A 12499-nucleotide genomic window follows, 5' to 3' on the forward strand; every position below is an offset into this window, starting at 1 on the left:
TTTCTCACTGCCCCTGACCAACCAGGCCTCAGCTTGCACAGGAACAGCGCAATGGTCCACCCCGCTTCTGCAAACCTATCGCCGTCTATTGTAAAGGGTTGTTCGGCAAAGACCTTTGGCTTCCTGATTTTGCCCAATTTCACCACCATCGGCCTTGCGTCCGCGGTGGAGACCCTGCGCATGGCCAACCTGGCCGCACGAAAGCCACTGTATCGCAGTGTGCTGATCGCCGCAGACGACGCGCCGGTGGTGGCCAGCAACGGCATGCGCGTACTGCCCGACTACAACATCGCCAACGCCCCCGCGCTGGATGCCTTGCTGGTGGTCGGCGCCAACCCGATCGACCGAAGCCGTAGCAACCGCCCACTGATCGACTGGTTGCGCCAACTGGCCCGCCAGCGCTTGCCGCTGGGCGGTATCTGCACCGGTAGTTACCTGCTGGCCAAGGCCGAATTGCTCAAGGGTTACCGCTGCACCATCCACTGGGAAGACCTGCCGACGTTGCAGGCGCACTTCCCCGGTATCGTGATCTCCAGCCAGCTATTCGAACTGGACCGCGACCGTTACACCTGCTCAGGCGGCGTGGCGGCCATGGACATGATGTTGCAACTGGTGGCCCGGGACACGGGCGGCCAGGACATCGCGGCCAAAGCCGCCGAACTGTTGCTGTGCGACCGCGTACGCGGTGAACGTGAGCGCCAGCGTGTGCCGCTGCGCACCCTGCTCGGCAGCGCCCAGCCCAAACTGAGCCAGGTGGTGGCGATCATGGAGGCCAATCTGGAGGAACCGCTGGGGCTGGAGGAACTGGCCAGCCTCAACGAAGTGACCGTGCGCCAATTGGAGCGGCTGTTCCACAAGTACCTGCAGCGCACGCCCAGCCAGTACTACCTGGAGCTGCGGCTGTCGCGGGCGCGGGAGTTACTGCTGCGCAGTGACGTGCAAGTCCGTGAGGTAGCGCTGGCTTGCGGCTTCAGTTCGCCTGCGCATTTCTCCAAGAGTTACAGCCGGTTCTTCGGGCTGTCGCCTTTAGGGGAGCGGCGGCAGGCCTCTCTCCATTGAATGGGGTCATGTACTGGCTTGGCTGGCCTCTTCGCGGGCAAGCCCGCTCCTGCACGCACATCGGTGGTCCGGCACAGGCCGTTGTAGGAGCGGGTTCACCCGCGAAAGGGCCGGGCCTGCTGGCCAATCTCCACCCGCCGCTCACCGTTGCCGCCGCCACCGTATTCGCGGGTAAACCCGCTCCTACAGGCGCGGGCTTGCCCGCGAAGAAGCCAGTGCAGGTCAACTAATCTTCAAGGGCCGCGTGCGCCGTCTCCCGACACATCAGCATGGCCACCAGCGCCACCAGTGCTGCCACCAGCAAGTAGCCTGCCGGGGCCAGCTTGCTGCCCGTCACCTGAATCAGCCAGGTGGCAATGAACGGCGCAGTCCCGCCAAACAACGAATTGGCCACATTGAAGCTCAAGGCAAACCCGCTGAAGCGCACCCGGGTCGGAAAGATTTCGGCCAGCAGGCACGGCAAGGTCCCGTCATTCATCGCCAGCATCGCACCGAAAAGGATCTGGATGGCCAGAATCACCAGCAGCGGCTGGCCGTCCAGCATGCGAAACAACGGCACGGTCAACCCCAGGAACAACAGCGAGGCCACCACCAGCATGGTCTTGCGACCAAACTGGTCGGACAGCCGCCCCATCAGGAAGATCAAGCCGATATAGGTGGCCAGCGACACCGTCGAGGCGATGAACGAATCCCGCTCGCTCATGCCCATTTCACTGGACAGGTAGGTCGGCATGTAACTGAGCAACAGGTAGAACGCAACCGCATTCAGGCAGGTGACACCTATGCCGATCGCCAGACTGCGCCGGTGCTGGCCCAGCAGTTCGCGCAGCGGCGTCGTGGCCATGCCGGCCTTGGTTTCCAGGCGCTGCTCCATCTCCAGGAACTTGGGCGTGTCCTGCAGGCTCATGCGGATATAGCGCCCTACCAGACCGAACGGCGCCGCCAGCAGGAAAGGCAGGCGCCAGCCCCACTCATGCAGGGCTTCACTGCTGAGCAGCTCATGCAGCACCGCGACGAACGCCGCACCGAACAACAACCCCGCTGCCGTGCTGGCTGGCACAATGCTGGTGTACAAGCCACGCCGCCCAGGCGGCGCGTATTCGGCCAGGAACGCAGCGGCCCCGGCATACTCACCCGAGGCGGAAAAACCCTGCACCAGGCGGATCAGCAACAACAAGGCCGGCGCCCACAGCCCGATCTGCGCATAGCCCGGCAACAAGCCGATGCAGAAGGTGGATACCGACATGATCAGGATCGACCACGACAGCGCGTTGCGCCGACCATGTCGGTCACCGAAATGGCCCCAGACGATGCCACCCAGCGGGCGTACCAGGAACGACAGGGCGAATACCGCGAAGGTGGCCAGCAAACCGGTGGTCTTGTCAGTTTGCGGGAAGAAGTTGGCGGCGATGATGGTGGCCAGATAGCCGTAGGCAGCGTAGTCGAACCACTCGACGAAGTTGCCCATGAAGCTGGCCCGGGCGGCCTTGCGCAGCGCCTGGCGTTCGGCGTTGTGCGCGGGGCCGGCGATAGCGGACGGGTCAAGGGTGGTGCTGGACATGACGGGTACCCTCTGGTTCTTTTAATTGGAGGCAGGGTCTGGTGGTCATACGGGGATCTTGTTGTTGTCTGGGCCAGCCTTTTCGCGGGTGAACCCGCGCCTACGAAAACGGTGAAATCCCCGTAGGAGCGGGCTTGCCCGCGAAGCAGCCGACGCCGATGCTTATTGGCGAATGATGTTGTGCTCCGGCCCATACGGGAACTTGGTGATGTTCTCGGCGCCGTTGTCGTTGACGATCAGGATGTCATGCTCGCGATAACCGCCCGCCCCTGGTCGCCCTTCAGGCAGCATGATCATCGGCTCGATAGACACCACCATGCCCGGCTCCAGCACGGTATCGATGTCCTCGCGCAGCTCCAGCCCCGCCTCACGGCCGTAGTAATGGCTGAGCGTGCCGAACGAATGGCCATACCCGAAGGTGCGGTACTGCAGCAGGTCGTGGCGCAGGAAGATCTCGTTCAGTTCGCGGGCGATATCGCTGCAGCGCATGCCTGGGCGCACCAGTTGCAGCCCGGCTTCGTGCACTTCGACGTTGGCCTGCCACAGGCGCAGGTACTCGTCCGGGCAGTGGTCAAGGAACAAGGTGCGCTCCAGCGCGGTGTAGTAGCCGGCGATCATGGGGAAACAGTTGAGGCTGAGGATCTCGCCCTTGCCCACACGGCGGCTGGTGACCGGGTTGTGCGCGCCATCGGTGTTGAGCCCGGACTGGAACCAGGTCCAGGTGTCCATCAGCTCGGCGTCCGGGAAGCGTTTGGCAATTTCGCGCACCATCGCCTGGGTGGCATGCAGTGCCACCTCGTACTCGGGCACATGCTCACGCAGGGCCTCGACCACTGCCGCCCCGCCGATGTCGGCCACCTGCGCACCGTGACGGATAAGCGCCTGCTCCTCGGCCGACTTGATCATGCGCATACGCATGCACGGCGCAGCGATGTCCACCAGCTCGGCCCTGGGGTAGCAGGCGGCGAGTTTGCCGTGGTTCTGCAGGTTCAGGTGGTCGTACTCCACGCCAATGCGCGAGGCCAGCGGCAACGCCTGCTGGATGGCGACGAAGTAGTTGTCGCGCTGCCAGTCGGTGTAGACGATGTTGTCAGTGCCCACCGTGCGCCGCCAGGGTTGCCCGCCGTCGATGTTGGCACTGATCGAGACCACCTTGTCCTGGGTGATCACCAGCGCATAAGGGCGGCCGAACGAGCAGTAGAGGAAATCGCTGTAATAGTTGACGTTGTGATACGAGGTGAAGATTGCCGCCTCGATGTCCTGCTCGGCCATATAGGCCCGCAGCCGGGCGTGGCGAGCAGCGTATTCCTGGGCGGAGAAGGTTGGCTGCACCTTGTCGCCATTGCGGATTTTCAGGGTCTTGGGCATTTGCATGGTCGGGGTTCCTTGTCGTTGTGAGCACGCTGTTCAGGCCGGCCGCCTGAGAAGCATTGCAACAGAACCGACGAGGACACTTTTGTATCTATCCGACCTGGAATTGGCGGAATAACCAGTGGCCAAGGAGGGGCGCTAAGCGCCCCCCGCCAGGCAACGCTATTTCAAATCAAAGCGGTCCAGCTCCATGACCTTCTGCCAGGCGGCCACAAAGTCCCGGACAAACTTGTCACCGCCATCACTGCTGGCATACACCTCGCTCAACGCCCGCAACTGGGCATGCGAACCGAACACCAGATCGACCCGGCTACCGCTCCACTTCACCTGCCCGGTCTTGCGGTCGCGCCCTTCAAAGGTCTCGTTGTCCGCCGAGGTGGGTTTCCACTCCACGCTCATGTCCAGCAAGTTGCGGAAGAAGTCGTTGCTCAGCGTTCCCGGCTTGTCGGTGAACACGCCGAGGTTGCTGCCACCATGGTTGGCGCCGAGCACGCGCAGGCCGCCGATCAGCACGGTCAGCTCCGGCGCGGTCAGGGTCAGCAACTGCGCCTTGTCCAGCAACAGTTTCTCGGCCTTGACGCTGTAACGTGCCTTGGTGAAGTTGCGGAAGCCATCGGCCAGCGGCTCCAGCACGGCGAACGACTCGACGTCGGTCTGCTCCTGGGACGCATCGACCCGCCCCGGGCGGAACCCTACGCTGCCGCTGTAGCCCGCATCCTTGGCAGCTTTTTCGACTGCCGCGGTACCGGCCAGCACGATCAGGTCAGCCAGGGAAACCTTCTTGCCGCTGTTGTTGAACTCGCCCTGGATCTTCTCCAATGCCGCCAGCACCTTGTCCACGCCCTGGCTTGCAGCCCAGTCCTTCTGTGGGGCCAAGCGCAAACGGGCGCCGTTGGCACCACCGCGCTTGTCGGAGCCACGGAAGGTCGACGCGGATGCCCAGGCGGTGGAGACCAGTTCGCCCACGCTCAAACCCGAGGCCAGGGTCCTGGACTTGAGGGTCGCGATGTCTTGCTCGCTGATCGTGGCTGGGTCGGCTTTGGGTAGCGGGTCTTGCCACAGCAACTCTTCATTGGGCATTTCCGGGCCCAGATAGCGCGCCAGCGGGCCCATGTCGCGGTGGATCAGCTTGTACCATGCACGGGCGAACGCATCCGCCAACTGGTCAGGGTTGTCTTTGAAACGGCGGGCGATCGGCTCGTAGATGGGGTCGAAGCGCAATGCCAGGTCGGAGGTCAACATCGACGGTGCATGCCTTTTACCGGGATCGTGTGCATCTGGCACCGTGCCTGCGCCTTTGCCGTCTTTCGGCCGCCACTGGTGCGCGCCAGCCGGGCTTTTGGTCAGCTCCCACTCAAAGTCGAACAGGTTATTCAGGTACTCGTTGCTCCATTGGGTCGGGGTGGAGGTCCAGATCACTTCCAGGCCACTGGTGATGGTATCCCCGCCTTTGCCGGAGCCAAACGTGTTGTGCCAGCCCAGGCCCTGCATCTCCAGGCCTGCCGCTTCCGGCTCGGGGCCGACGTTGTCGGCGGGGCCGGCACCGTGGGTCTTGCCGAACGCGTGCCCACCGGCGATCAAGGCCACGGTTTCTTCATCGTTCATGGCCATGCGGCCAAAGGTTTCACGGATGTCCTTGCCTGAGGCCACGGGGTCGGGGTTACCTTCCGGGCCTTCCGGGTTCACGTAGATCAGGCCCATCTGCACGGCGGCCAGCGGGTTTTCCAGGTTACGCTCGGCCGACAGGTTGCGATTCTGCTCTTCACCATGCTTGGCCGGCTCGGCCACCAGGTCACCCTGCCCTGGCGCCTGCGCCTTGGCCTGATCCTTGCCGTAACGGGTATCGCCGCCCAGCCACTCCTTTTCCGACCCCCAGTACACGTCTTCGTCCGGCTCCCACACATCGGCACGCCCGCCGGAGAAGCCGAAGGTCTTGAAGCCCATGGATTCGAGGGCAACATTACCGGTGAGTACGATCAGGTCGGCCCAGGAAATCTTGTTGCCGTACTTCTGCTTGATCGGCCACAGCAGGCGCCGGGCCTTGTCCAGGCTGACGTTGTCCGGCCAGCTGTTGAGCGGGGCGAAGCGTTGCTGGCCGGAGCCCGCCCCCCCACGGCCGTCACCAATGCGGTAGGTGCCGGCGCTGTGCCAGGCCATGCGGATGAACAGCGGGCCGTAGTGGCCGAAATCGGCCGGCCACCAATCCTGCGAGTCGGTCATCAGGGCGGTCAGGTCTTTCTTCAGGGCCTGGAAGTCGAGGCTCTTGAACGCCTTGGCATAGTCGAAGTCCGGGTCAGGGCTGGACTTGGAGGAATGCTGGTGAAGAATTCTCAGGTTGAGCTGGTCAGGCCACCAGTCACGGTTGGTGGTGCCGCCACCTGCGGTTTGATGGAACGGGCATTTCGATTCGTTCGACATCTGCGGGTACCTTTGGGTCGGTTATCCAGATTTCCGGTCTATGCCAGTGTTCTTTCAGCCGAGCGGGTGGGCTCGTACTACCCCTCATCAGGTGTACACGGGGCTTGCGAAGCTGTCACGCCGGGGGCCACGGTCTTGCACACAGGTGCTGACGCGCTGCCCGGTCGCGGAATTCGCGGGGCCACGGGAAAGACTAGTCGAGCTTGGGCAGAGTTCTAATAGAGTGGCTGTTGGAGCCTGATAGGCTGGCTCTGTCAGGCACTGGCCTGTATCGGCCGCATCGCGATCAAGCCCGCGACCAGGCCGGCACATCCATACAAGGCACAAGGCCCGGCACCCTGCTTAAATACACAGCCATACCCTTTGACCCGGACGCCGAGCCCTCATGAACCGCAACGACCTGCGCCGCGTCGACATGAACCTGCTGGTGCTGTTCGAAGCCCTGATGATCGAACGCAACCTGACCCGCGTCGGCGAAAAGCTGTTTATCACCCAATCCACCGTCAGCGCCGCCCTCGCCCGCCTGCGCGAGCTGTTCGACGACCCACTGCTGATCCGCAACGGCCGGGCCATGGAACCCACCCCACGGGCCCTGCAGATCTTTGCCGAACTTGGCCCGGCCATGGACGTGATTTCCGCCGCCATCAGTCGTGCCCGCGAGTTCGACCCGGCCAACAGCTGCAACGTGTTCCGCCTGGGGCTTTCCGACGATGCCGAGTTCGGCCTGTTTCCGGCCCTGCTACAGGCCCTGCGCGAAGAGGCCCCGGAGATCAGCGTGGTAGTGCGGCGGGCCAACTTTCTGCTGATGCCCGGCCTGCTGGCCAGCGGCGAGATCTCGGTAGGCGTGAGCTATACAACCGACCTGCCAGCCACCGCCAAACGCCGCAAGCTGCGCGACATCGGCGTACGGGTGCTGCGCGCCGACGACCGCCCGGGGCCGCTGACCCTCGACGAGTACTGCGCCCGCCCGCATGTGATGGTGTCGTTCTCCGGTGACATGAGCGGCAACATCGACCTCGACCTGGCGCGCATCGGTCGTTGCCGCAAGGTAGTGCTGGCGGTGCCGCAATTCGGTAGTCTGCGCGCCCTGCTGCGCAACACCGAGCTGATCGCCACGGTGCCGGACTATGCCGCTTGCGCTCTCGCCGACGACGGCAGCCTGCGCGCCGACCCGGCGCCGTTCGACATCACCGAGGCCGAGCTGTCGATGGTCTGGAGCGGCGCCCAGGACAACGACCCCGCCGAGCGCTGGCTGCGCGACCGCATCCTGCAGTTCATGGCCACGCAGTGATGCCCTCTTCGCAGCGCAACGCTGCGCCTAACGGTCGTACAGCCTGAAGCACGCGGCTGCTATTTGCCGCGCTGCATCCACGCTGCACCAAGCCCACTGAGGCAGATCACCAAAATCCCCACCAGGCTCAGGGTATCCGGCACCTGGCTGTACACCACGAAGCCGAGCAACCCGGCAAACACTATCTGGCAATAGCTGAACGGCGCCAGCAACGCTGGCGCTGCATGGCGGAAGGCCTGGGTCAACAGCAGGTGCGCAGTCATGCCAAAGCCGCCCAGTGCCAGCATCAACAGGGCATGGTCCCAGCGCGGCACCTCCCAGAAGAACGGCACCAGTGCGCTCATCGCCAAGGTGTTGCACAACCCCGCATAGAAGTTGCTGGTGGTCGGGCTGTCATGCGCTGCCAGAATGCGCGTCAGCAACTGATAGAAGCAGAAGCCCAATGCCGAACCGAACGGATACAGAATGGCCGGGGTAAACATCGCCCCACCAGGGTGCACCACTACCAGCACGCCAATAAAGCCCATCACCACCGCCACCCACTGCCCCACTGTCACTCGCTCTTTCAGCAGTGGCGCCGACAGCGCGGTGACCAGTACCGGGGCAAGAAAGTTGACGGCCGTGGCCTCCGCCAGTGGCAGGTACTGCAAGCCGGTCGTGAACAGCAGGCTGGTGCTCAGCAGGCTCAGGGCCCGCAAGGTCTGCAATACCGGCCGGCGGGTGCGCAACACGTTGAGCCCAGACTTGGGCAGGAAGATGCCGGCCATCAGCAACGTGTGCACCACATAACGCGCCCACACCACCATGACTATCGGGTACAGGCCACCCAGGAATTTGGACAAGGCATCGTGGCTGGCGAACAGGAACGTCGCCACCACCACCAACGCGATGCCGCGCAGGGGTTGGTTGACGCCGGACAGCGGTGTGCTGGAACTCATGGCTCTCTCGATGACGGCGCGGCAGCAAGCCGCGCCCGGGGAAGGACGCGCAGGCATTGCCCGGCGAATGTAACAGCTGGGATTCTAGAAGAGATGCCGCAGAATAAGGAAGTTCATTTGCCGCTTGCCCCGGCCAAGTGCAATTTCTGTTCGCTGATCGACCACTTTCCACCTGGCATGCATGGCCCGTGCACGGTTGATCGCTGACCATCGACCGACCCCTGCACCCTACAAGGAATTTACATGCAAAGGCTCACCACCCGCACCGGCCTGGACCTGCCCGCCATCGGCCTGGGCACCTGGCCAATGACCGGCAGTGAATGCACCCAGGCCGTGCGCCAGGCACTGGACGTGGGTTACCGGCACATCGACACCGCCACCGCCTACGAAAACGAAGCGGCCGTTGGCCAGGCGCTGCGTGACAGCGCCGTGCCACGCGAGCAGATCCATCTGACCACCAAGGTCTGGTGGGACCGTCTGGCGCCCCAAGCCATGCGTCAGTCGCTGGAAGACAGCCTGCGCGCGCTGGGTACCGAACAGGTTGACCTGTTCCACATCCACTGGCCAGGCACAGACTGGGACCTGGCCCGCAGCATCGACACCCTGGTAGCCCTGCGTGACGAAGGCAAGGCGCGCCACATCGGGGTGGCCAACTTCCCATTGGGGTTACTGCGCCAGGTGGTGGAAACCCTGGGCGCGCCGTTGTCGGCGATTCAGGTGGAATACCATGTTCTGCTCAACCAGCAGCCGCTACTCGACTTCGCCCGTAGCCATGATTTGTTGCTCACCGCCTATACCCCACTGGCACGCGGCCAGGCAGCGGCGCAGCCGGTGATCCAGGCGATTGCCCGCAAGCATGGCGTGCTGCCCAGCCAGGTGGCGCTGAAATGGCTGCTGGACCAGGACGGCGTGGCGGCGATCCCCAAAGCCAGCAGCCGCGAAAACCAGCTGGCCAACCTGGCCGCATTGACCGTGCAGCTTGATGACGAAGACCGCGCAGCCATCGCCGGGCTGCCGAAAGACCAGCGCGTGGTTAGCCCGCCGTTTGCCCCGGACTGGAACAGCTGAGGCCGCCGCGCAAGTCATTGTTCTTGCGTGATGACCTGCTTCAACCGCTCGCTCGCCGGTGCCGGCCGCCCGTAAAAGTAGCCCTGGAAGTGCGAACACCCTTCCGCCGCGAGCCGGCGCATCTGTTCCTCCGACTCCACGCCTTCGGCCGTGGTCTTGATCATCAGGCTGTTGGACAGCTCGGTAATGGCGCGAATGATCGACATGGCCTCGCGGCTGTCGCACATGTCATGCACAAACGACTTGTCGATCTTGATCCGGTCGAAGGGGAACGAGCGCAGGTAGCCCAGCGATGAGTAGCCCGTACCAAAGTCATCCAGTGAAATGGACACGCCCAGGTCTTTCAGGGCGCGCAAGGTGCGCACGTTTTCCTCGCTGTTGCCCAGCAGCACCGATTCGGTAATTTCCAGCTCCAGTCGCTGCGGCGGCAGGCCCGAGTCGGCCAGCGCGAGGGCGACGGTATGCACCAGATCGCCGTTCTTGAACTGCACCGCCGACAGGTTGACCGACACCGTCTGCTCACCGTCCCAACTGGCCGCCTCCTGGCAGGCCAGGTTCAGCGCACGGTTGCCCAACTCGTGGATCAACCCGGTTTCTTCGGCAATGGGGATGAAATCCATCGGCATGACCATGCCCCGGGTCGGGTGTTCCCAGCGCAGCAACGCCTCATAACCGGTAACGCTGCTGGTTTGATGATCGACTACCGGCTGGTAGTGCAGCTGCAACTGCCCCAGGTGCAGCGCTGTGCGCAGGTCGGTTTCCACCAGGCGGCGCTGGCGGGCGGCAACGTCCAGCTCGACATCGAAGCATTCATAACGATTACGGCCGTTACGCTTGGCCTGGTACAGCGCCATGTCGGCGTAGCCCAACAGTTGCTCTGCCTGGTCATTGTCATCAGGCGCGATGGCGATGCCGATGCTCACCCCCACCGCGAACTGATGCCCTTCGATCTGGAACGGCGGGCTGATGGCCTTGATCAGGCGCTGCGCGGTATTACATGCGGCATCCCGCCCTTCCAGGCCCGTCAGCACCACGGCAAACTCATCGCCACCCAGGCGGGCCAAGGTGTCGTGCTCACGCAGTTCGCGGCGCAGACGCTTGCCCAACTCGCGTAGCAGCTTGTCGCCAAAGGCATGGCCAAGGGAGTCGTTGATGTTTTTGAAGTTGTCCAGGTCCAGGCACAGGGCAGCGGTCAGCTTGGCGTTTTCGCTACCGCGCAACAAGGCCTGACGCAGCCGTTCGTGGAAAAGCGTCCGGTTGGGCAGCCCGGTGAGCGCGTCATGGTGCGCCATGTGGTGAATCTGCGCATGGGCGGCCAGCTCTTCGGTGGCGTCTTCAGCCACGAACAACACGTAATCGGCCTGCCCCTCGCGGCTCTGGCTGAGCAGGGTACGGCTGCGCAGGGTGCGAGGGCCACGGGCAGTGTCGACGCGGGTTTCGGCGGCGTGCCCCTTGGTACTGCGGGCACCACGCACGAATTGCTGCTCCAGGTAGTCACCGGCAGCCGGTGCCAGGCATTCCCGGGGCAACTGGCCGATCATGCTGCGCTGCGGCCCGCCGAACAGGCGTTCGGCCTGCTGGTTGGCCAACAGGATGCGCTGGCTTTCCAGGTCCTGGACGATGACGCTCGCGGGAATGTTGGCAATGACCGAATCGAGAAACTGCGACAGCTTGGCCATCTCCTGGCTGTACTGCTCGGCCAGCTCTTTGGCCTGCAGCAGTTCGAGTTCCTGGCGGTGGCGTTCGGAAATGTCGCGGGTGACCTTGGCGAAACCCACCAGGTGTCCGGCATCGTCGTATACCGCTTCGATGACCACATGGGCGTGGAAGGCCGTACCGTCCTTGCGCAGGCGCACGCCCGTTTCTTCAAAGCGTCCGGTGCTGCGCGCCTGCTCCAGGTTTAACGTCGGCAACCCGGCTGCGCGCTCGCCATCGGTGTAGAACACCGAGTAGTGCTGGCCGACGATCTCATCGGCATGGTACCCCTTGGCGCGCTGGGCGCCGGGGTTCCAGTTGGCGACGATACCTTCAGGGGTAAGCAGGTAGATGGCATAATCCACCACGCTCTGGATCAATAGCCGGTACATGATGTCGGGGTTTGCTGCGAGCGACATGAACTTTACCTGAACCTTCGAAACGCATGAAAAGGGGCCCGGCAAGCGGCGGCCGAGTCTTGGAAAGCGATAATGGCATTATGCTGCCCATGAAAATTTTGTGAAGCAACTCACAAAAATGACGCTTCCCCTTATCAGGACGAACGAAAGCGCACCAACCCTCAATGGCGGGTGCCGGTCACCAGAAAATTGAGCAAGTCCGGCTCATCCCCCAAGGCGATAGCCTGCGCCGGCCGCGGCAGGTTCGCCAGCACTGCATTGCAGAAAGCCACAGCGGCCAGATCCTGTGCATAGCAGCGCAGCAGCCAGTCACCCTCGCCCCCCAGCAGCTGCAACGCCACCGCCTGGCCGATGCCCTGGCGGCGGTACTTCTTCAAGATGAACAGGTCGGCAAGCTCCTGCGCATCGATACCAGGCAGTTCGCTGCGCTCTACCAGCACGAAGCCGGCGATGAACCCGTCTGCCAGCACCAGATACGCGCCCCAGCCGTCGTCCTGCCAGTAACGTTGCAGGTGCTGCTCGTGGATGTAGAAGCGGCCATCCGCCTCGACGTCTTCCTGCTCCCAGTCGGAGGACTCGTAGCAATAGAACTGGTAGAGATTGCGGATCAGTGGAGCCTGGTCGATGGTGGTTGGCAGCAGCGCGAGGGGGAGCATGGTGTGGGGCCTGAGCAAAAGGA

9 protein-coding genes are annotated in these 12499 nt (G+C 63.4%); 3 read left to right on the forward strand and 6 right to left on the reverse strand.

What is annotated here, in order from left to right:
• Positions 1 to 51 precede the first annotated feature (51 nt).
• Positions 52 to 1059: a GlxA family transcriptional regulator gene (locus tag ACYCCG_RS14960; protein ID WP_103444257.1), complete on the forward strand. Its 1008-nt coding sequence runs from the start codon at positions 52 to 54 to the stop codon at positions 1057 to 1059.
• Between the two features lie 226 nt (positions 1060 to 1285).
• Here ACYCCG_RS14960 and ACYCCG_RS14965 read toward each other — a convergent pair whose 3' ends face one another.
• The 3 genes from ACYCCG_RS14965 to katG all read right to left on the reverse strand — a co-directional run bounded on the left by ACYCCG_RS14965 (position 1286) and on the right by katG (position 6409).
• Positions 1286 to 2620 (reverse strand): MFS transporter, encoded by a 1335-nt coding sequence (locus ACYCCG_RS14965; RefSeq protein ID WP_459670965.1) that lies wholly within the window; start codon positions 2618 to 2620, stop codon positions 1286 to 1288.
• A 162-nt stretch (positions 2621 to 2782) separates the two neighbouring features.
• Positions 2783 to 3994: a M24 family metallopeptidase gene (locus ACYCCG_RS14970; protein ID WP_209966784.1), complete on the reverse strand. Its 1212-nt coding sequence runs from the start codon at positions 3992 to 3994 to the stop codon at positions 2783 to 2785.
• A gap of 159 nt (positions 3995 to 4153) precedes the next feature.
• Entirely contained in the window at positions 4154 to 6409 is a 2256-nt protein-coding gene (katG, locus tag ACYCCG_RS14975; RefSeq protein WP_459670967.1) for a catalase/peroxidase HPI, read from the reverse strand.
• A 385-nt stretch (positions 6410 to 6794) separates the two neighbouring features.
• On the opposite strand from katG, the gene ACYCCG_RS14980 reads away from it, so the two are divergent.
• Positions 6795 to 7700 carry a LysR family transcriptional regulator gene (locus ACYCCG_RS14980; RefSeq protein ID WP_021782048.1) on the forward strand — a complete coding sequence of 302 codons (906 nt, stop codon included), beginning with the start codon at positions 6795 to 6797 and terminating at the stop codon, positions 7698 to 7700.
• A 59-nt stretch (positions 7701 to 7759) separates the two neighbouring features.
• Here ACYCCG_RS14980 and ACYCCG_RS14985 read toward each other — a convergent pair whose 3' ends face one another.
• Entirely contained in the window at positions 7760 to 8638 is an 879-nt protein-coding gene (locus tag ACYCCG_RS14985; RefSeq protein WP_010954509.1) for a DMT family transporter, read from the reverse strand.
• A 243-nt stretch (positions 8639 to 8881) separates the two neighbouring features.
• Between ACYCCG_RS14985 and ACYCCG_RS14990 the strand changes: the two genes are divergently transcribed.
• Positions 8882 to 9706: an aldo/keto reductase gene (locus ACYCCG_RS14990; RefSeq protein WP_339534927.1), complete on the forward strand. Its 825-nt coding sequence runs from the start codon at positions 8882 to 8884 to the stop codon at positions 9704 to 9706.
• 14 nt (positions 9707 to 9720) lie between these two features.
• Here ACYCCG_RS14990 and ACYCCG_RS14995 read toward each other — a convergent pair whose 3' ends face one another.
• Positions 9721 to 11820 carry a putative bifunctional diguanylate cyclase/phosphodiesterase gene (locus tag ACYCCG_RS14995; protein ID WP_176682461.1) on the reverse strand — a complete coding sequence of 700 codons (2100 nt, stop codon included), beginning with the start codon at positions 11818 to 11820 and terminating at the stop codon, positions 9721 to 9723.
• A gap of 161 nt (positions 11821 to 11981) precedes the next feature.
• Complete coding sequence (locus tag ACYCCG_RS15000; RefSeq protein WP_209966792.1) at positions 11982 to 12476, reverse strand: GNAT family N-acetyltransferase; 495 nt, start codon at positions 12474 to 12476, stop codon at positions 11982 to 11984.
• Between the last annotated feature and the right edge of the window lie 23 nt (positions 12477 to 12499).

The organism is Pseudomonas sp. VEM90 (assembly GCF_054611535.1).